This window comes from Sedimenticola selenatireducens (assembly GCF_007625115.1).
GTDB classification, from domain to species: Bacteria; Pseudomonadota; Gammaproteobacteria; order Chromatiales; family Chromatiaceae; genus Sedimenticola; species Sedimenticola selenatireducens_A.
In genome coordinates this window covers 67,082-88,183 of sequence record NZ_VMNH01000016.1, presented here as the reverse complement: position 1 = coordinate 88,183, position 21,102 = coordinate 67,082, and the positions used below count along the sequence as shown (strand labels likewise).

At 50.8% G+C, this 21,102-nt stretch carries 18 protein-coding genes; 2 read left to right on the top strand and 16 right to left on the bottom strand.

The window, feature by feature from the left end; translation table 11 throughout:
• Positions 1-33: 33 nt before the first annotated feature.
• The 14 genes from FHP88_RS12775 to FHP88_RS12710 all read right to left on the bottom strand — a co-directional run bounded on the left by FHP88_RS12775 (position 34) and on the right by FHP88_RS12710 (position 13,116).
• On the bottom strand, positions 34-504 hold the full coding sequence (locus FHP88_RS12775; RefSeq protein ID WP_144359465.1) for a copper chaperone PCu(A)C: 471 nt from the start codon (positions 502-504) through the stop codon (positions 34-36).
• A 19-nt stretch (positions 505-523) separates the two neighbouring features.
• Positions 524-1,141, bottom strand: coding sequence for an SCO family protein (locus FHP88_RS12770; protein WP_144359464.1), 618 nt, complete (start codon positions 1,139-1,141; stop codon positions 524-526).
• A complete protein-coding gene (locus tag FHP88_RS12765; protein ID WP_186297712.1) occupies positions 1,138-1,638 on the bottom strand; it encodes a hypothetical protein in 501 nt (166 codons plus the stop codon). The genes FHP88_RS12770 and FHP88_RS12765 overlap by 4 nt, the downstream gene beginning before the upstream one ends.
• 170 nt (positions 1,639-1,808) lie before the next feature.
• Positions 1,809-2,636, bottom strand: coding sequence for an ABC transporter permease (locus tag FHP88_RS12760; protein WP_144359463.1), 828 nt, complete (start codon positions 2,634-2,636; stop codon positions 1,809-1,811).
• The gene (locus FHP88_RS12755; RefSeq protein WP_144359462.1) at positions 2,636-3,184 is read right to left on the bottom strand and encodes a hypothetical protein; all 549 of its coding nucleotides are present in this window, start codon (positions 3,182-3,184) and stop codon (positions 2,636-2,638) included. Before FHP88_RS12755 ends, FHP88_RS12760 begins: the two co-directional genes overlap by 1 nt.
• Positions 3,177-4,064 (bottom strand): ABC transporter ATP-binding protein, encoded by an 888-nt coding sequence (locus FHP88_RS12750; protein ID WP_144359461.1) that lies wholly within the window; start codon positions 4,062-4,064, stop codon positions 3,177-3,179. The genes FHP88_RS12755 and FHP88_RS12750 overlap by 8 nt, the downstream gene beginning before the upstream one ends.
• 171 nt (positions 4,065-4,235) lie before the next feature.
• Positions 4,236-5,207: a NapH/MauN family ferredoxin-type protein gene (locus FHP88_RS12745; RefSeq protein ID WP_144359460.1), complete on the bottom strand. Its 972-nt coding sequence runs from the start codon at positions 5,205-5,207 to the stop codon at positions 4,236-4,238.
• The gene (locus FHP88_RS12740; protein ID WP_144359459.1) at positions 5,204-6,094 is read right to left on the bottom strand and encodes a 4Fe-4S binding protein; all 891 of its coding nucleotides are present in this window, start codon (positions 6,092-6,094) and stop codon (positions 5,204-5,206) included. Before FHP88_RS12740 ends, FHP88_RS12745 begins: the two co-directional genes overlap by 4 nt.
• The gene (gene nosD, locus FHP88_RS12735; RefSeq protein WP_144359458.1) at positions 6,094-7,329 is read right to left on the bottom strand and encodes a nitrous oxide reductase family maturation protein NosD; all 1,236 of its coding nucleotides are present in this window, start codon (positions 7,327-7,329) and stop codon (positions 6,094-6,096) included. Before nosD ends, FHP88_RS12740 begins: the two co-directional genes overlap by 1 nt.
• Before the next feature lie 128 nt (positions 7,330-7,457).
• On the bottom strand, positions 7,458-8,648 hold the full coding sequence (locus FHP88_RS12730) for a hypothetical protein (RefSeq protein ID WP_144359457.1): 1,191 nt from the start codon (positions 8,646-8,648) through the stop codon (positions 7,458-7,460).
• Positions 8,649-8,748: 100 nt separating this feature from the next.
• A complete protein-coding gene (locus FHP88_RS12725; protein ID WP_144359456.1) occupies positions 8,749-9,483 on the bottom strand; it encodes a c-type cytochrome in 735 nt (244 codons plus the stop codon).
• Between the two features lie 292 nt (positions 9,484-9,775).
• On the bottom strand, positions 9,776-10,099 hold the full coding sequence (locus FHP88_RS12720; RefSeq protein ID WP_144359455.1) for a c-type cytochrome: 324 nt from the start codon (positions 10,097-10,099) through the stop codon (positions 9,776-9,778).
• Between the two features lie 105 nt (positions 10,100-10,204).
• Entirely contained in the window at positions 10,205-12,505 is a 2,301-nt protein-coding gene (nosZ, locus tag FHP88_RS12715) for a Sec-dependent nitrous-oxide reductase (RefSeq protein WP_144359454.1), read from the bottom strand.
• Positions 12,506-12,801: 296 nt separating this feature from the next.
• Complete coding sequence (locus FHP88_RS12710) at positions 12,802-13,116, bottom strand: c-type cytochrome (protein ID WP_144359453.1); 315 nt, start codon at positions 13,114-13,116, stop codon at positions 12,802-12,804.
• Between the two features lie 281 nt (positions 13,117-13,397).
• Here FHP88_RS12710 and rapA point away from each other — a divergent pair, with 281 nt between their 5' ends.
• A complete protein-coding gene (gene rapA / locus FHP88_RS12705; RefSeq protein WP_144359452.1) occupies positions 13,398-16,274 on the top strand; it encodes an RNA polymerase-associated protein RapA in 2,877 nt (958 codons plus the stop codon).
• Here the strand turns inward: rapA and FHP88_RS12700 are convergent.
• A complete protein-coding gene (locus FHP88_RS12700; RefSeq protein ID WP_144359451.1) occupies positions 16,230-18,395 on the bottom strand; it encodes a bifunctional diguanylate cyclase/phosphodiesterase in 2,166 nt (721 codons plus the stop codon). The two genes, rapA and FHP88_RS12700, sit on opposite strands and share 45 nt — an antisense overlap.
• Before the next feature lie 382 nt (positions 18,396-18,777).
• Positions 18,778-20,142, bottom strand: a complete 1,365-nt coding sequence (locus FHP88_RS12695; protein WP_335341556.1) for a deoxyguanosinetriphosphate triphosphohydrolase — start codon at positions 20,140-20,142, stop codon at positions 18,778-18,780.
• A gap of 262 nt (positions 20,143-20,404) precedes the next feature.
• On the opposite strand from FHP88_RS12695, the gene FHP88_RS12690 reads away from it, so the two are divergent.
• Positions 20,405-21,067: a protein-L-isoaspartate O-methyltransferase family protein gene (locus FHP88_RS12690; RefSeq protein WP_144359450.1), complete on the top strand. Its 663-nt coding sequence runs from the start codon at positions 20,405-20,407 to the stop codon at positions 21,065-21,067.
• Positions 21,068-21,102 lie beyond the last annotated feature (35 nt).

The window sequence follows — 21,102 nt, the reverse complement described above, 5'->3', positions numbered from 1 at the left end:
AGATCAGCCGGCGTTTCCAAAACAATACTGGGATCAATGCATCTTGTGTTGCATGCCGGCATCTTGCATCTTCATCTGTAACTTCACGACCGGCACCTTCAGCGCCAGCTTGGTTCCATCCGCAAACACCAATGCCATATCGATCTGCTCACCCGGCACCAACTTCTGTTGCAGCCCAATCATCATCACATGTAAACCACCCGGTTGTAACTGCACCGTCTCACCTGCAGGAAGATCAATCTTCTCAACCTGACGCATCCGCATCATGCCATCTTTCATGGTATGGGTGTGCAACTCAACGACCTTGGCGACAGCACTCTCTGCCCCAACCAGCACTAAGGCTTCAGATGAGTGATTTTTCAGCACCATGAAACTGGCGCTGTTCGGCTGCCCAGGTGGCACTGCCCGGACATAGGCATCAGAGACCATCACTTGGTCTGCGGCCCCTGCATGCAGCCAACCCGTAAATCCAAGCAACATCATTAACAAGACTATCTTGCGCATTTTCTCACTCCTAATTGGATCAATTATTATTTATCAAGCCACGCAGTACCGTAACGATCTGTTGTGGCAGCGTGCCATGCCGGAGGGTCGTCGCCAACTGGCCCTGCTGGTTCACCACATAGAGATCGGCTGAATGATCAACCACATAATCCGTTGATGAATCATTTTTTACCAGTCGATAGGCTGCGCCGTACAGATCAGCCACCCGCTTTAGCTGTTCATCACTACCGGTGACACCCAAAATCTTCCGGTGGAAATATTCACCATAGCTTTTAAGGTGTTCGAGTGAATCTCGCTCGGGATCAACACTGATAAAAATGCCCTGTACCTGCCGCAGCTCATCATCGGTCAATTCATCCAGTGCTGCACTGAGAAAGCCCAAACTTGTCGGACAGATATCGGGACACCATGTATAACCAAAATAGATGACCACCACCTGCCCACGCAACGACTTCAAATCAACCGCGCCGCCCTGGGCATTGAGCACGAAATCGCCCCCCTTGGGTGCCTCGGCAATACCCAGAGAAGCGATCGAGCTAGACGGAGAAGTATTAATTGAAGGCTGCCAGAGAAAAAGCACCCCCATCAGCAGACTACCCAGCACTACCACCAAGCCAAAGAGCATGACCTTTTTCATTCCTTACTCCCGGGCAAGACCGCACCTTCCTTGGCTGTAATAAATCGGAAGGGTGCTGCGACCAAACCTTTGGGTGTAGTAATGAGCACGCGTGCCTCCCACTCCATTGCAGCACGGATACAAACCGGCAACATCCCGGTCCCAACATACTGACCCACATCGGTGGCTTTCAGTTGGGGCCGATTAAAACCCATCTCCATGCCTAATCCAATAAAATCAACTTCCACTTTACTGGCTTCAATCCCATCCAGCTTGACTTCCAAATCAAGCGGCTTAACCAGAGGAATACCTTCCGTCTTAATGGCAAAACTCACCCGACTGCCATCGGATAGTATTGAGGTACAGGGCCCGGCGCGCAGATCACAGCTTGCGTCCAGAGGCGCAACATCACCAATGTTCGGATTAAGGAGCGGAAGTGCCTTGTAAGCGGCCACACTGGCAAGAGCAATAAATAGCAGGCCAGCGAGACTCCAGAGTAGGGTTGTTGTTCTTGCCACAAAGCACCTCAAATATGAACAGAGGACTATCCTAGAAGGGGAGATACACTCCAGCAATTGACGCCTATCAACCGAGACGCGGTGATCGACATACACTCCTTGATTGAGCAAATGGGCACGTTATATCGCGTAGCATTGCGTGATATAACCCATTTTTTTGTTCGAATAGATCAAGGAAGATCACTGCGTTTAAAGATAAAAAAGCCCGTTGCAGCACAGGCAGTACCCACAAAGATGGGATAAAACAGGGCATACAGGATATAGCCAGACTGGCCAAACGTATCCAGAATCACATAGGCCGATGGTCCCAGCAGTACCAGCTGCGGGTCAAACAACATCATAGTGGCGGTACGAAACACCTGCATGGGGTTGATAAGGGAGATGGCCACGGCTGTCTCTGCAGGCAGATGTTCCTGAATCAGGATACCCAACAAAATCAGATCCAAGAACAACAGCAAGGTCAGCCAGACAACAAATGCGGCGCCTTGTGCAACATCCGAGCTACGCGCCATGGTCGAGATGAGCATCCCAATGCCCAAAAAACACCAGGCCAGTGCCATCAGCAGGCCGGTATAATAGACGAACAGATCCCAGGGGACATCAACACCCTTCACCGTCCCCCAAATGACTGCGCCCACCATAGCCAGTAAAACGGGCGCAAACACCACTAAAAAGCGCCCGAAGATCTTACCCCAAAACCAAGCCGCCAAACTGATCGGCAAGGAGAGAAGATACTCAAAAACCCCGGCCTCACGATCCCCCGCCACTGAACGCACGGTAGTTATAAGCACAAAGACAGGGAGAATTGCCATGGAGAGCTGGATATAGGTCAGCAGAAGGCGGGAGAGGCCGGTGAAACCCATGATACGGGACTCAGCTAATCCATAGGCAAACAACACCACCACCAGACCGCCAAATACCAATGTATAGATCATAAACCAGCGGGCACGAAGTGACTCAATAATGTCCGCGTATGCTGTTAACCAGAGATGTTTCATTATTGGGTCTCACCCGCAGGATGTGTGTGGGAGTGTTCAGATTCCGTGTTTTGTTGCCGTTCTTCCAGACGCTTGAGCAAATCAACACCGTGTAAGTTAAAGCGCTTTTCTACCTCAAAGATATGTGCCTTTGCCTGGGCAAAATCAAGACTACCCTCAGCCGGTGCCTCCTGGGCTCCTAGACCATACTCCATTGGCGTTACATCACCCTTGATGTAGTTAGCCTTGCGCGCATCGAGCCAGCCACGTCCCTGTCGATCAGTTACCCAGATCTCAGTTTTAGGATCACTCTTCCAAGGTTGCTCTTCCAACCAGATAACCGCGCAACCGATATCATCAAATTTAATCAACTTTGAGCGCTTCTTTTCTGCTGGAAATATTCGAATCTGGGCCGAGTGGTTGCGATCGCTAAGCACCATGCGACAACGCTCACAGGCATCCCGATCCCACTTCACCTCATCGGGTCCGGTATCCGGCTTGCCACTACACCCTGCCAACAGTAAAAGTAGGAGCATCAAATACAGGGGCAGGGGCAACCACTTAATCATTTAAAGCGGCCTCAGGACTTCGTAACTCTTCCGCCTCACTCATATCAATGCTCGACAGCAATGCCGCATAGCGTGAAAGTACACCCAAGAATCTCAGGCGATCTGGGCCAGCCACATAACCACGCCACTCTTTTCCATCATCTGACCCCTTAAACCCCCACTCGCCAATGGCCTTGGCAAAGGGCGCCTCCGAGCGAATCAATCTCACACAACAACCCAGTCGACTGGAGAGCTCCACCAAATCAGCGACCCGATCATCAAGTACCACCTGTCCTTGATCCATCTCGATAACTCGATTCACCAGCGATGCCACCTCATCCAGACGATGACTGGATATGATCATTGCGGCTTCATTTTTTTTCTCAGCCAGAAGACCAAAAAAGATGTGGCGCGCCTCAGGATCAAGATTGGCGGCAGGCTCATCCATCACCAGAAGTTCACTGTCGCGACCGAGTGCAATAGCAATCAACAGCTTTTGCTTCTGCCCCCCTGACAGCTTCACGAAGGGCTGGTTTTTAAAGCGCTCGGTATCCAAGCCCAATCGTGTAGCCACATCGGCCATGCGCTGCGGATTGGAATCGCACACACTGGCAGCAAATTTGATCAGCTGCCCGACGGGCATTTTAAGAGGAGGCGGAAGTTGCGGTACAAATCCTACTTTTGACAACACTTCACGGCGATGCTCGCGCGGAACCAGATTATCCACGGCCACTACACCTTCACAGGTATATTCCCCGAGAAGACAGCGAATCAAGGTGGTTTTACCTGCGCCATTGGATCCTACCAAAGCAACACGATGGCCCCGGTCAATGGTGAGGTTAACGCCCTTTAAAACTTCATGGCGACGAAATCGTTTAATGACGTTCTGAAACTGAATCATTCAGGAACCTAAAGGCTGTTACCAGGGCCACAATGGGCATTACCAAAACGACGGACGGACGTTGGCTCTCACCTTCGTCCGCCTTACCATTCGTCGTAGTTTATTATGTTAAGGCCAGGTCGCCATGATGCAGGTCAAACCGGCCCTGGGCGCTGCCTAGCTTATCGCATTTCAAAGATGTTTTCCGAGTCCTTTGATTTCGAACCGCAGCGAATTTGTTGGACAGATATCAATGCACATGCCGCAACGGGTACAATCAGCACTCACATCCACCTCGGTATGGGCTGCCCTACCTTTTATCGTCACATCCAAAACATGGGGTACAAGGCACACCTTGCGGCACTCACCTTCATGATGGCAATCCTTGACGAGAAATTTGACCCTCAGCGGAGAAATTGTGCCTACCACTCCATAAGTGATGCCGATAGGACATACGTAACGACACCAAGCGCGGCGCGAATAAAATACCTCGAACAACAGCACCAGTCCAACCCAGATCATGGCTACACCAGGGCCATAAATCAGCGCACGACTGACAATACCGGTTACAGAGATTGTTTCGAATACGGTGTAACCAGTCCCGAGTGCCAGCAGTGCAAACAAGAGGTAAAAAACAGAACGCACTTTACGATTAAAAGTTCGATCTTTAACAATACCCTTCTTGGCCAAGAACAGGTGAAGCGACTCCGCCCATTCAGACAACAAATGATAGGGACAGACCCAAGAGCAGAAGGTACGCCCCCCGAGCAGCAGCCAGATTACTATCACTGTGACGGTTCCAATTACCAGGTTCAGCACCATATGCTTAAACGCCAGCGTAACCTGCAGGGCCGAGTTGAGATCCGCCATATGGAAACCCATAAAGCGTGAAGCGGTCAGCGCGCCTTCCAGCAGCTGGATATCGAAATAATATGAGACCAGAAACAGGACATTAATAAAGATCAGCGTTGCCCAGCGACGATTGCGCCATTTCTTCGAGCCCTGGGCGTGCAACGCCTCCACCTCGGCAATCTCTTCCTTGGTGTAGGGTTTCTGCTTCTTATCGAAATGGACCTTTTGCGCCTCCGGAGAAATATCGGTTTTCGCAGGACGTCGGGGATCACTGCCGTACAACTGGCGGAATGATTCAATAATATAGCTCATGAGACACCTCCGATGGTGTCGGCATCCTGCATGATATCAATCACAATCGCTGGAGGATCCGGTGGGCAGATCATCTCGCAGACGCCGCAGCCCACACAGCCCTCCAGGATCACCGGCTTCATTCTTTTTATTCCATCGTCACTGACAATCGGCTCCAGCGCAATGGCGTGTTTAGGGGGACATTCATTACCCTGCCTTTGGGCAACACGATCCTTGTTTTTATCTCCTGCAGCATCTGCTGCGGCACACTGGGTAATGCGAATCTCGATGGGACATTGGCGCACACAGAGATCACACAACGCCAAATCATAGGGATAATCGGCCACTGGAATCGGGTTCCAACGATCGACATCATCATAGCGAAGCAGTCCCGGGTAATCGGGCCCTCGTGCCTGTCCTTTAAATCCCTTACCCTGAATTGCCAGACATTTCCGTGGTTCGGCCACCTTGGCAAAACCCATACGGGTATCTGCCGGATAGTCCAGATCATGCGTGAGCGCACCCGTAGGACAGGCCAAAACACACTGCAGTCCATCGCAGGAGAAATCACACGCCTGGTCGCGTGCATCAATAAAGGGCACACCGACCCCTGCCCCTGTATCAAGCTCGGCCAGTTTAATGGCATTTACCGGGCAAACCTGCACACACTGCCCACACTTAATACAGGAAGAGAGGAAATCTTGCTCATCTGAAGGGGTCTTTATCGCACCGGGTGGCCGAAGCGCCAGGCTCTTCCCCTGCACAACAGGCAGCAGACCCACCAGAGAGATGCCCATGACCCCAACAGCCAACACAGAGCTACGAAGAAATTCACGGCGATTCTGCTCAATCTGCTTGGGACTAAGGTGCCGTTTAACCGGTTTTTTGGATTTGGCCTGATCACTCATTACTGTACTGCCTCCGCAGACATCAGCGGTTTTTCATCACGTAAAAGCATGTCGGGTTCTGAGAATGGTGCAAGGCGTTCCAGAAAGTCCAGTACCTCTAGCACCGGTGACCCTTTAAAATACTGGGCATAGGGGACATCCATCCAGAGCCGGTCAGCGTAACCGTAAAGCTCGTAGGGACGGTCGCCCACGCCATCCTGATCCCGATCAAAGCCTTCGTAATCATCCCAGTAATTCCCTTTCCAATGATTACGCTTTGCGGTCTTGCCACCACCGACGGTAACCTGAGTGATGTTACCCTTGAATCGATTGTTCTCCAGGATGTTGCCTTTCCAATCATTCAGAAACTGGATACCGATACCACTAAAGGCGATCAGGTTCCCAGTGAGTCGATTGGTCGCCTCTGGGTCATAGGGCGATACATCCAGGTAGATACCGGTAGCACAATAGAGGATCTGATTATCATGCACATCCACATCTGAGGTCTCTTTAAAACCGATCCCCATTCCCGTAGGGCCCAATGAATTGGCGATATAGTTTCCCTTGATTTCCACACTGTCGCTGTACATCAGGAAGATGCCCACCTGGTTTCCTTCGTAGTGATTGTCAATCACTTCGTTATGCTGGGCGTACATAAAATGCAGTGAATAGCGGCCACCACGGGCATCGTTACGCGCAATCAGATTATCTTTTGAATACCAGACCACGGTATCGCGAGAATCGCGGATAATGTTATCGGTAATTTTATTATTAAAGCTGTACCAGAGCCTGATGGCGTCACCCCGAACCCCGATATCCACGGGTTTGGAGGAGATATGATTTCGTCGGATGATGTTATTTTCGGCCTGCCCCAGGTCAATACCGAACAGGGTGTTATCGATGACATTATCTTTAATGACATTGAAATTACCCCGCACTTGGACACCCGAATCAATATCGTTGTGCGAATCACCAGAATTTGTCAGGCGTAATCCTTTGAGGGTGACGCCATCAGAGTCCAGATAGATCACTGAGCCTTTACCCCCACCATCAATGACTACCGCACCCTGGCCATCAATCGCTATTGATTTCTCGATCGCGACGGGGCCCGAGTATATGCCGGGGGGAGGAATGAGTGTTTCATTCTCTTTGGTTGCGTCCACCAATGCCTGGAAAGGGGGGTAGTCTCCCGCCATAACCAGCGCAAGCGGCTGTAGCAGTAGGGAGAGAGCAACCATGTAAAGCAGCGTACGCATAGATTCCCAATTTATGAGCCAGAGAGCACCCACACCCCCGCTCAACTCTGTATTCCGCGCTCGTCCTACTCGTTAAAGGCAGCCTCAATGAGACCCATGATAGAGGATCTCATGAGACTACGGGTCATCTATTGAGCATCCTTGAACTGCTTCTTGCGGATCAGTGCTGCCACGGCCAAGATTGGCGACAACACCAGCATGATGAAGAAACCGATATAAGGGTAAGAGTGGGTTGCAAACTGCGCCACCTTACCGTCACCAAATACCGTAGGCATAAAGGGTTTCACAGCGAACGCACCCATCGCATTCAAGGTATGGCCGTACCACCAGAGCCACGCCGCATAATCGATAATAAAGAAGACCGGCAGTGCCATCGGCACCAACACCAACAGCCAGTAAAGAATACCGCCATTCTTGCGTGCACCAAAGACCAGTAACAGCATCGCACCTGCCAAGCCTGCAAATACCACATGCAAAGCAATCTTCAGATTGGCCACCATCGGCACAATCTCTTCCTGATTATTGAAGTAACGCCCCAGACTCTTACCATAGTGCCAGCTCATTACTTGGAAACTGCTGCCATTCCAGGGCTCTTCCACGCGACCGCGCTCGAAATCTCGCTCATAGGTCAATCGCAGCTGCTCAATCATATGAGCCTTGTCTGAAAGCGCCTCTTTAGTGTTCAGTTTCTCCTTATCTGATGGCAGATCAACCACAACACCAGAATCTTCCAGTGATTTCTTGAGTACACCTACAATGCCACCGATAACGATCTCAGGCTCACTCTCCTGTGCAGCACCGGCTTCTTGATCCATCGAGGTCACCATCGCCTCAACATAGCCAGCGCTCTGAAGATTGAAACCATCCTTGCCATAGACTGTGAGATACATCCAGATCAGTAGACCTGCAAAACCCACACTCATGATGGTCATGCGCAATTTCGGCCGTACGCAGATGAAACCCACCAGCATAATACCCATGAAGACCATCAAAAACTGGCCAAAACCTCGCTCTACCGGACCACCCGCAGCGATAGGATACATACCCACATAGTGATTAATGGTATCCATCTCATGAACACAATCGAGCGCGACATCCTCACTAATCTCCGCTTTATTGACCTTTTCACAGCCATTGAACACACCGTTCATATGGAAGTGAATGCGCACACCATCTGGAAATGCCTCTTCAGGGTAGTTGGGTGCTGTTAGCGAGACCCACCAGACTGGAGAGTAGAAGATAACCGCCATCAGCCCCAGGGCAATAACACCCAATGCGGCTACGATCAGTGTCTGCTTTTTGTTAGTTACTGCATTCATGATAAGAGACATTTCAGAGGTTGAAGATAGTGAGGAGCCATCACGCTATTCCATGGCGGAACATGCAGTGTCCGCCATGGAACAGGGATGTTTTACAGGATCAATCGAAGTCTGGGTTCTTCCAATCAGCGGAAGGGGCCAGATCTTCTTTCTTCACTGGAACACGAGAGATGTAATTGATCACCATCTTCATGTCTTTGTCAGTAAAGTTCTTGATCTGCTCGACCATGTCGGGATTAGCGTTACGACGCTTGCCGTCACGAATCCACTCGAACTGACGCAGCATGTAGGCATAGTGCTGACCTTCAATACGGGGATAGAACTTCTCAACATTACCCTCACCATGATCGCCATGACAGCGTACACAGTTATCGGCATACAGCTTCTTGCCCTGCTCAAATTCAGGCGTACCCTCTGCCCATTCACCCTTGCCATTTTCTGGGTTCATTTTCAACTTGGCGATATAAGCGGTTACATCTGCCAACGCCTGCGCATCACCGATGGACTCGGGCAATGCGAAGGGGTACATGGTGGGATTATCACGATTCAGGGCACGGATATCGGCCAGCTGCTTGATCAGCACAGGACGATGCTGTCCGGCCAACTGCGGGAAGGTACCGTCAGTGAATCCCCAGCCTTCTGGCATATGACAGGCAGAGCACACTTCATAGACATCACGACCGTTCTCGTAATCCGGCTCCAGGTGCATTGCCTCATCCGTCTCACCGCTCACGGTTTTTTCTTTCCAGCTTGATGTGTCAGCAGCGGTAACGCTGAAGCTCAGGCCGATCGCTACGGCAGCGGCCAGACCAATAATTACGGGTTTAACACTCATTCTTCATCTCCTGATTGCCCACTTAATTTGGGACAACACCAGTTTAAATTAAGTTGCACACCTGTCAGCAGACAGACTCCTGCTTGGAAAGCGAGAGACGGGCAATCGCTTGGGTTCGCGATAGTGTCACAATGAACATTCGTTTTCATTGATGCACATCAATCACCAAACGCCCTGAGTCACCTACGATCCGGCTAAACGACCGCTACCCGATAACTAGGGAAAGTCTCTCACTTCAGTCTGTTACAGGCATTGAGAACTATCAATCCAGGAAAAATATCCTGAAAATGGATTAGTTCAGCGTAGCCAGCCAATCGGCTAACGTACGCATCTCGGCCTCATTAACCAGACCCATAACGCCCTTCATAGCCGCTGTCTGACCATTTGAGCGGGCACCCGACTTAATATCGACCATCTGATTGTACATGTAATCCGCATTCTGGCCGGCCAAAGAAGGATAGAAAGGCATCAGTGGAGTCTTGGCGTCCTTACCATGACAAGACCAACAGGTCTTGGCCTTGAAAAGAGCTGCACCATCAGCCGCAGATACCGCTGAACCCACCATCATTGAAGCCATTGCAGTGACTGCGACAGCGAAGGTTACTATTTTGCGCATATTAAATACCTCACAACATTGAAGGTTTGAGAGCATACAAAAGGGAAGGGGCTCTAGCAAGAGCCCCTCCCCCTTTTAGGTCAAACACCTTTCGGTAAAAAACGCTTACTTGGCTTGGACCTTAACGGCTCCATTCTGCTCAAGATAGGTCTTAGCTCGCAGACCCATATCAGCAGTCTTCACCTGATACTGCCACCATTGACCGGCCCAGAGTGTTGCATTCTGGTAGTCACCCTTGGCAGCAAAGTCCTCAGCCTTCTTCTTGGCTTCGCCAGCAAAACCAAGCTGCTCAGTTGCATCTTCAACCAAGGCAACAACAGGTGCGAAATCCTTGAAGTTGTGACTGGTGATGAAGCCTACCACTGAATCGATAACCGCTTGAGTCTCGACGTTGGTCTTAACCTGTTTCTCATAGTCAGCCTTAGTGTACTGCTGACCTTCTACCATCTCATCACCCTTTGACTGGTAACCTTTTGGTTTAACCAACAGGTAACCTTGCATCTCTAGATGGAGTGCAGAACAGAACTCGGTGCAGTAGTAAGGATATACACCGGCCTTGTCGGCTGTGAAGGTATAAGAAACCGTTTTTCCGGGTTCGATTGAGAGGTTAACGCTCTGACCATAGATAGCGAAACCGTGTACCTCGTCCTCAGCACGCTCAAGGTTGGTGAAGTGCAGTGAAACAGTTTCACCTTCTTCAACCTCAATGATCTCAGGCGTGATGTGTGAACGAATGACGGTACCATAAACATGGGTCACACCATCAACCTTCTCAGTTTTCTCACGACCCGCACGGGTGCGGTAGATAGAACGCTCGTCGGTACGGCTATTCCAACCGGATTTATAACGTACGGCTGGTTTCAGCTTGTCTGCCTTGATAGCAACTGCATAATGGGGTTCGCCCAGTGGCAGCGGCATATCATAGAGCAGCTGCATCTTGTCACCACTGATATCGATTAACTGGTGGTTCTGCGGATGCAGAGGACCAACAGGGTTGAATCGATCAATAGCCAGCTTGTTCAAAGAAACCAGATACTTACCATCAGGTGAAACTGAATCGCCTTCCATTGCCATCAAGTGACCAATGTTGTAATGGATGTGCAATTGATCCAGCACCTTACCTTCACAGTAGTCCCACTTGGTGACCATGGAGTCTACGTAAATAGAGGTATAAACGGTACATTTCTTGGAATCATACTGGGTATGCAGCGGGCCGAGACCTACAGCAACCTGGGTATGCAGTGCATCCTTCAGGGCAATAATTGGGATTCCATAGGGGTCTTTGGCTTCAAACTTCTTGGCCGCCATTGCCTTCTGGATTTTTTCCCAGCTATAAACCCAAGCATGGCTGTCCAGCTTACCAGAGACAATCATGTGGGTTCCGTCAGGACTGACATCCACACCGTGAGGACTCTTGGGCTCAGGCACCAGATAGAGCAATTCCTCTTTGACCGCCTGGGCAATCGGAATCATGTAAGAACCGTTGACCTTCTCAACCTTACCAGCAGCAACCAATTCAGCCGCTTTTTTCCAGTTGGTAATGTGCAGGAAGTCGGTGTCTTTCTGGGAACAACCCGCCTCGAACGGAGGACGACCTTTTTCGATACCACCGACATAGCGCTCTGAACAGAACGAGTTGGTGAAACCCCAACCGTAAGAGGGGCCTTTACCGGCATCAGACAGATCCTGGCTGTAGGGAGGCAACTCAAAGGTGAATGACTGATCAGGCTGCAGACGCCCTTTCTTATCGTCAAACTTCCAATAGGTCACACCACCACGATACTTATCATTAAACTCTGACAGCGGTACAAAGTCAGCACTGAAAGGGGCCGCGTACTGTGCAGCCTCCATTACGTACTCGCTGTTTGGCGTAACGAACGCGCCACCATGAGAAGATTTAAAGAAGGGATTGACCACGATCTGCTTGGTCTCGAAATCGTGCAGGTCGATCACAGCGATACGCGGGTTAGCCTTGTCATTGATGAACAGGTATTTACCGTTGTAGTCACCCTCGGTTTCGGTGAATGCCGGGTGATGGGTATCACCCCAGGTGATATCCTTGCCCTGAATACGACCCTGCTTGAGAACCTCTTTGGACTCATCGTCAAAGCCATAACCCTGCCAAGGCTCCGGGGTGAATACGCCGATGTATTTCAGGATACGCATGGACGGAATACCGTATACGATCACCTGACCACTCTGTCCACCGGAAGCGAAAACGAGATACTCGTCACGACCGCCGGTAGGTGTATAGGTCTTTGCAGCAGCCAACAGATCTTTCTGCGTCAGACCGCGAGCTTTCATGACATCTTCTAGCGACGCCTGAGAATATGCACTGGTCGATGCACCCAGGCCCATTGCCAGGCCTAGCATCAGCGACAATGTGCGCTTGTTATTCACTTTCATGAGACACGTCTCCGTTTAAGGACTTTATTCTTGCGCTAATCGCGCTATTGTTAGAATTGCATTGGCATGGTGCGCTGTGAGGCGTTTGAATTCATTGACTTCGATCAATCAATTCCGGCAAATGCCAAAAAAATGTGGGAAATCCCACACTCATAATTGGCAATCTGACATAAATCAGACCACTTGGTTTGCCCACCACTCCCTCTGGGCATCTTCACGCCACACACGCTTCAAACAACAAAAAACGCCGAGGCAAAGCTCGGCGTTTTTTGTACTAGCTGAAGCCTGTTAATAGCTTACTGTGCTGCAAGCCACTCAGCAATAGCCTGTAACTCTTCATCAGAGATGCCCATGACAATTCCCTTCATGGCAGCGGTCTGGCCATTGTTACGGGCACCGCTCTTGATATCCTTCATCTGGTTCAATGCATACTGCGCATTCTGACCAGCCAGTTTGGGATAAGCGGGCATGATCGGCGTCTTGGCATCAGCACCGTGACAAGCTGAACAGCCCTTAGCGGTGTAAAGTGCCGCACCATCAGCTGCTGCAGCATTTCCAATAAGACCCAGTGAGAGCAGGGCAGCGCCTGCGAGCATAGCAGTGGTTTTCATCTATACATACCTTCTTCAACGTTAAAATACCCGACCCTATCCGCTGAGTGCCTCAAAAGAGTCGCATGACAATTATCTGTCTATACTATCATTTTTTCATGCTTGTCAATCCATGACTTTTTCAGGGTTTATTAGGATTAATCCCTCCTGCTACGGCAACCTTATTACACACAAGTTCCGAGGCCACGCTATAAAGCCTTCTATCGCAATCGTTCGTCAATAGAAATGAACGCATATTCGGCGTATCCTTCCGCCCTCCATATTGCCAGACAGCCAATGCCATGCCAGACCTCCAATTCGCCCCCGGACAATGCTGGATCAGTGACACAGAGCTTGAACTGGGTTTGGGCATTGTCACCGGCATGAGCGGTCGCACATTGACACTGCAATTCTCCGCATCCGATACCATCAGAACTTACGCCACCGATAATGCCCCACTAACCCGAGTACTGTTCCAGGCTGGCGACAAAATTGAAAGCCGTCAAGGCTGGAAAATGACCATTCAGTCAGTAACCGAGTCGGACGCACTGGTGACCTACCACGGCTTGCGTGACAATACTTCACCAGCCTCTCTTCAAGAGGCCGCTCTGAACCCATTCATGCCATTCAATCGCCCACAGGCCCGACTGTTTGCCGGCCTACTGGATAAGAATGAGTGGTATGAGTTACGCCGTGAAACACTGGCACACAGGCAACGACTGGAAAAGTCGGATCTGATTGGATTGGGCGGTGCAAGAACGGAACTACTGCCTCACCAACTCTATATTGCACATGAAGCCGGCAGGCGTCTGGCACCCCGTGTTTTATTGGCCGATGAGGTGGGTTTAGGAAAGACCATTGAGGCATGCCTTATCCTGCATACCCAATTGTTAACCGGCCGGGCGCAGCGCGCATTGATCGTGGTGCCCAATCCGCTTCTGCATCAGTGGCTGGTAGAGCTGTTACGCCGTTTTAACCTGAGCTTTAGCCTGTTCGATGAAGAGCGCTGCCAGGCAATCGAGTCCTCAGGACAGAGCGAAAATCCTTTCCAGGCCGAACAACTTGTGCTCTGCGGACTGAATCTGCTGATTGACGATGAGAAGCGTCTAGCCCAGGCGGAAGCGGGCGAGTGGGATATCCTGATCGTCGATGAAGCACACCACCTCGAGTGGCACGAAGAGAATCCAAGCCCCGCCTATCTTGCCGTAGAACGACTGGCCAAACAGACGCCAGGGGTTTTGCTGCTCACCGCCACCCCCGAGCAACTGGGTAGAGAGGGCCATTTCGCTCGACTACGACTGCTTGACCCGGATCGGTTCCATAGCTTGAACCAGTTCCAACAAGAACAGGCCCAATACCAACCGATAGCCAATGCTGCCGCACTGCTGATTAATGACCAACCCCTCTCTTCAACAGACCAGGATCTGCTCCTAAAAACATTGGGTCAGGAGCTGGCAGCCCCCTTGCTTGCTCAGTTAACAAACGCAAACAATGCAACAGATCGGCAGCATGCAGCGAGGACACAATTAACGAACTTATTGCTGGATCGTCACGGGACGGGACGCGGTATGTTCCGTAACACGCGTGATCGCGTTAAGGGGTTTACCCCACGGGTGCTACACCGCTACCCACTCCCCCTGCCAGACATTTACCGCGATCTAACCGGGCATGCGACGGAGCAACTTCAACCAGAACTATTGCTGCCAGAAGCTAAGGGAAGCGAATGGTGGCGCATTGATCCGCGAGTCGATTGGCTTATCAATCTACTCAAGCAATACCGCCAGGAAAAAATCCTGCTTATATGCGCCCATGCGACCACCGCCAAGGATCTGGAGCAGGCTTTACGCATGCGGGAAGGCATCTCCGCAGCGCTATTTCATGAAGGGATGCGTATCATTGAGCGTGACCGAGCAGCGGCTTGGTTCGCGGACCGCGACCAGGGATGTCCGATTCTGATCTGCTCTGAAATCGGCAGTGAGGGACGCAATTTTCAATTTGCCCACCACCTGGTTTTATTTGATCTTCCGGAAAATCCAGACCTGCTTGAGCAACGTATCGGCAGACTCGACCGCATTGGCCAGAAGGCTCAGGTGGAGTTGCATACCCCCTATTTTGAAGGGACTGCCCAGGAGGTCCTACTGCGCTGGTATCATGAAGGGTTAAATGCCTTTGTCCACACCTGCCAATCTGGACAACAGATACTTGAGCAACTTAAACCCGCACTGCATCAGGCCTTCGAAGATTGTTATAGCGACCCCGCATCACTCAACCTATTGCTGACAACAACACGCCAACTGCACGAACAAGTAACACGCGCGCTGAAACAGGGGCGCGATCATCTGCTTGAATTGAACTCCTGCAGGAAACAAGAGGCGGGCGAACTGGTCCAGCAGCTGACAGGCAATGACACCGCAAGCAGTTTGGCCGACTACATGGAGCAACTGTTCAATACCTTTGGCGTTGAATCCGAACCCCACTCCAAAGACAGTCTGGTTATCAGACCAGGTCAGCATATGCTGACCGAGCACTTTCCACACTTACCCGATGAAGGCATCACCGCCACCTTTGACAGGCTTACCGCACTCACCCACGAAGAGTGGCAATTTCTCTCCTGGGAGCATCCCATGGTGCTGGACGCCATCGATATGGTACTGGAGAGCGGTCATGGCAACGCGACTGCGGCAGGCATTCGTCATGGCGCCATCCCCCCTGGCAGCATGGCGCTGGAGTTGCTTTTTATACTGGAGTGTCCTGCCCCCAAGCTGCTACAAGCAGGCCGCTTCCTCCCCCCTACACTACTGCGTATTCTAATAGATCAGCACCTGAACGACCGCAGTGATGATATTGATTTCAGCACGCAACGAGCTGCATTGAATTCGCTACCCAAGACAGTGGTGCAGAAAATTGTCACCCCGCTACGCCAGCGCATCCAGACGATGATCACCCTGGGTGAGCAACTTGCCGACGAACAGGCCAGAGCGACCCTGCAGGAAGCGATCAAGCATATGCATACTCGCTACGCTGAAGAGCAGTCACGACTTGAGGCGCTGAGAAAGATCAATCCCTATGTACGGCAGTCCGATGTCGATCAGCTTCAGAACATTGAAGCGTCGCTCCGCAGACACCTCGATTCATCACGTGTCCGGTTGGATAGCGTCCGGCTGGCCATAGGCATTTAGCAAACCCAACAACAGCTTGCCCCGGCCATCGCAAAGCGGCTCTGGCCGGGCAATCCCATAACCCTGGGCATAATCGACCCCGACCTCACTTAATTTTTTCAGCACCGACTCACTCTCAACAAATTCTGCAATTGTCTTTAACCCCATGACCTGACCAATCTGGTTAATTGCCTGCACCATGGCAAGGTCAATTGGGTCATCGGCCAGATCCCTGATAAAAGCACCGTCAATCTTCAGATAATCTACCGGGAGGTTTTTAAGATAGGCGAAAGAGGAGAGCCCACTACCAAAATCGTCCAGCGAAAAACGGCAGCCCGCTTTTTTCAGTGTTCGGATAAAGTGCGTTGCAGAAGAGAGATTGGCAATAGCCGCTGTTTCAGTAATCTCAAAGCTGATCATGCCGTCCGGAATGCGGAATTCAGACATCTTTTGGCTGATATATACCAAGGTATCTTCATCATTTACTGAGCCACCAGAAAGGTTAATGGCAAAGCGATACCCCCCCAGCACCAGCGCTTCATAGTCGTGCTTGATCAGGTCAAACACCTGCTTTACCACCCAGCGATCGATTCTTGGCATTAAACCAAATCGCTCGGCAGCCGGAATGAACGCTCCCGGAGGAACCAGATCCCCCGATTCATCCAACATTCGAATCAGTACTTCATAATGCCCAGACTCTTGCGATAGTCTATCGACCGGCACGATAGCCTGAGCATAAAGCAGAAATCGATCCTCTTCCAAGGCACTGTGTATCCGAGATACCCAGCGCATCTCACCCTGACGCTGTGCCGCCTCACCCGCATTGGCCTGATAAAGATGAACTTGGTTTCTTCCCCCGTCCTTGGCCGCGTAGCAAGCCGTATCGGCAGCACTCAGCACGCGCTCCACACTCTCACTCTCGGCAGAGATGGTCACCACACCAATACTGACACCGATTACGAATGACTTCTCTTCCCAGCCAAAACGAAAGTCCATGATCGTCTGGCGCATCTGGTTGGCTATCCTTTGTGCTACAGATTCCGCACAATCCGCCAACAGAACACCAAACTCATCGCCACCCAATCGGGCAAGAGTATCTCCTGCCCGAACATGCGTTGAGAGCTTTGAGGCAATCTGTCTTAACAGCTCATCCCCTGCCACATGACCACAGGTGTCATTAACAATCTTGAACTGATCCAGGTCCAGATAGAGCATGCTGTGAACAGCACCGAACTCCCTGGCATTCTGTAACAGTTCATCCAACTTGCTATCAAAGCTGCCCCGATTGAACAGCCCCGTGAGCGTATCATGTGAGGCCTGCCAACTAACCTGAGCGGCCAAACGCCGTGCTTGACTGACATCACGAAATACCACAACCACACCATGCACTTGCTGTTTTTCATCACGGATTGGGGCCACGGATTCCTCCACCGCCACGCCAATACCATCACGATGTGTCAGCACCAACTCCAGACGCTGGGCTTTTGGTAACTGCCCTGTACGAAGGCATTCAGCAATAGCCTCCATTAGCGACAAACCATCCTCTCCCATCACATGAAAAACCTGCCCCAATGGCAACCGCATCGCTTCTTTCAGACGCCAACCGGTCAGCTTCTCAGCCACCACATTCATATAATTGATATCACCCCTGAGATCAGTGGTGATTACAGCATCAGCAATAGAGGAGAGGATTGAACGGGTCTGCAGGTCACCCTCTTGGTGAGTTTTTGCGTATTGGTGATCAGTTGAATTTTGTTGAGCAAAATCCAATTGGTCAAAGACTTGTACAAGGACATGACGCGGCCGATCAGGCATTGGCTTGATAACCACCATGGGTGCAGATGCCCCCACCACACTTTCTGAGTCAGAAATGATTCCTGTCACATTAGGCAGCAGCGTCATCTCCCCAGTAAATGCCGCGGCCTTCACCGCACTTATCAGCCCAGAGTCTGATAAACCAGGTAAAGCATTCTCAAGCATGTTGCCAATAGCCGATTCAGCCGCCACACCGGTTGCCATTGACATCCAGTGGTTCCAATGAACAATGACCCCGTCCTGCGCCAGGACAAATAACCCAACACTGCACTGATCCAGAATAACCGGCGCCAAATTCAAGCCACTGTCAGATGTCTTTACTACCATTTACTGCTCTACAGAGAATTTAATAACCCGTCTTCAGCACAAGAAAAACCGAAACGGGCACAATCGACGCCCATCTCATCGAATGAAATTGGTTATTGCCTAGACACGGGAAAATATGTCATCTGATTTAGCGACTGCAGCGGGAATTTCTTTAAAACGGAGTAGGCACGTAGCGCCTCTGCCTACGCTATATTGTAGCGTTACCCATTATAGCCATGGCTAATTTCATGGCCTAGATGCATAGGGCGGGCCGTGCCCGCCGACGGCGCCCATGGAGCGCCCTATGGCCAGTTACCAATGAAGAGTCCATCACATAGTGTAGAAGGAGGAGCAAACTACCCACGCCGCTCTTTAACAAACCCGATGTTACAGAAACAATTTCCTAGGCATTGGGCAGTGAAATACCTGTGAGTTTTTTGTAGAGCGAAACGGCATAGGAATCAGTCATACCCGCAACGAAATCCGTCAATCGTAGCAAGCGTGTATAGATGTTCGGTGATGGCGCCCGGTTACTGCCGATAAACTGCTCAGGTATCAGGCGGGATATCATTCGACTCTTGGCGGAGGCTTGCTCGCCCTGCTCGGCAATATCATCAAGCACCTGGATAAAACGCTCCAGAAGATCACCAATCACTTGGAAACCGGCCGCCTGAATCTCCACCACCTCGGTTGCCTGATAGATTCTATCCATGGCCACCTCGATCAACCGATCCATCTCCGCACGCTTGGGAAACTGATTCAGCAAAGGTTCATCAAAGAGACCAGCCAATATCAGCTCCTCATTATCCAGGAAACAATCCATGGCCTGAGTAATCGCCTCGTTGATCACCTTGGCCCTGAGAAATTCTACTTTGCCTTTACTGTCGCTGATACTTTGCATGCGCAAGCGCTGTTTATCGGGCTCCCTAATGATATTGAGATAGAGATCCATTACCTCATTAAAGGTAAAATAACCAAGCCGAAAACCATCTTCGATATCGATCACTCGATAACTGATATCATCGGCCGCCTCAACCAAAAAGGCCAATGGGTGTCTGCACCAGACCGCCCTTGTACCGTCACGTTTTATTAAACCCACCTGCTGCGCAACGGCCTCAAAGACCGACCTGTCCTCAGCAAAGAAACCATGCTTCTTGGCGCTTACACCGGGATATCGTCCACCCCCCAGGCAAGATTCGCGGGGGTATTTGGTAAATGCCGCCAAAGTTGCACAAGTAAGCTGAAGCCCGCCAAGATTATCGGGGTTTTGCAGACGCGTAAGTATTCTGAATCCCTGGGCATTACCTTCGAAGCGGGTAAAATCCTCCCTCTCACTGTCTTGCAATACCTCTACACGCCTACGCCCATAGGCGGCCTCCTCGGCCCAACTCCTAAAGGCATCTTCGCCCGAATGACCAAACGGCGGATTACCAATGTCATGTGCCAAACAGGCAGCCGCGCAAATATCCCCAAAGTCTGACGCCTCATAACCCTCTAAACCGCGCCGGGCAATCACCTGTTCACCCACCTGGGTACCCAGAGACCGACCAATACTGGAGGCCTCCAGGCTATGAGTCAGGCGCGTACGAATATAATCAACTCGGGATAGAGGAAATACCTGCGTCTTGTCCTGCATGCGGCGAAAAGCAGATGAGAAGACGATCCGATCAAAATCACGCTGAAAATCCGTCCGAGCCGTTGTCCCCGCGTTTAATTGATCACTTCCCAGACGCCCCCTGGAGAGGAGCTGATTCCAATGCATGGTCATAGGTTACCCCGTTTCAGATCGGACAAATCAACGTAAAGAACAGATGTCATATCATCCTAACAGATCCACTGAAAGCACCCCTACATCGCGATTCAGCCATCAGCAAAATGAGCGCGTTATGATAACGGCGTAAAAACCGCCAAAGAATAACAGAAAGTACTTAAATAGCAGCATGTTAGCATCTCAGACTTGCCTGATTAACCTAAACTGAGTAGGCTTGTCGCCCTCAATACCCTTTCAAACGGAAAATCAGGTAAGCCAGATGATCGCCCTAAGCTATGAAAACGCACGTTTTAACATGGTTGAGCAGCAAGTACGCCCGTGGAGAGTCCTTGATGCCAAAATATTAAACCTGGTTGGCAGCCTACCACGGGAAATGTTTGTACCGGACAATTACAAAGGCTTGGCCTACGCCGATATAGAAATTCCGCTGGGTGATGGGCAAATGATGATGTTCCCAAGAGTCGAGGGGCGACTGCTCCAGGCTCTCAACATCCAACCCGAAGACACTATTCTTGAAATTGGTACTGGGAGTGGTTATCTGACTGCCTGCCTCGCAAAGCTGGGGAGCACGGTGATCAGCCAGGAGATCAATCCGGCCTATACCGAACAAGCAAGAACACGTTTGGCTGCACTGGACATCAACAATGTCCAGCTTCGCACCACTGACAGCTTGAGTGATGATATCGAGAGCGGGCTCTTCGATGCTATCGCCGTAACAGGATCCTTGCCGGAGATACCTGAGAAATTCAAACAGCGACTCAACATCGGAGGAAGACTGTTTATCGTGGTGGGTGAAAGCCCCGTTATGACAGCCTATTTGGTGACCCGGACGGGTGAGAATGTATGGGAGACTGACGCACTTTTTGAGACGGATATTGCGCCATTAACAAACGCTCCTGTCAGCAAAAAGTTTGTGTTTTAAGAGAGCGTACAAACTAAAAAAAAGGGCGCCAAAAT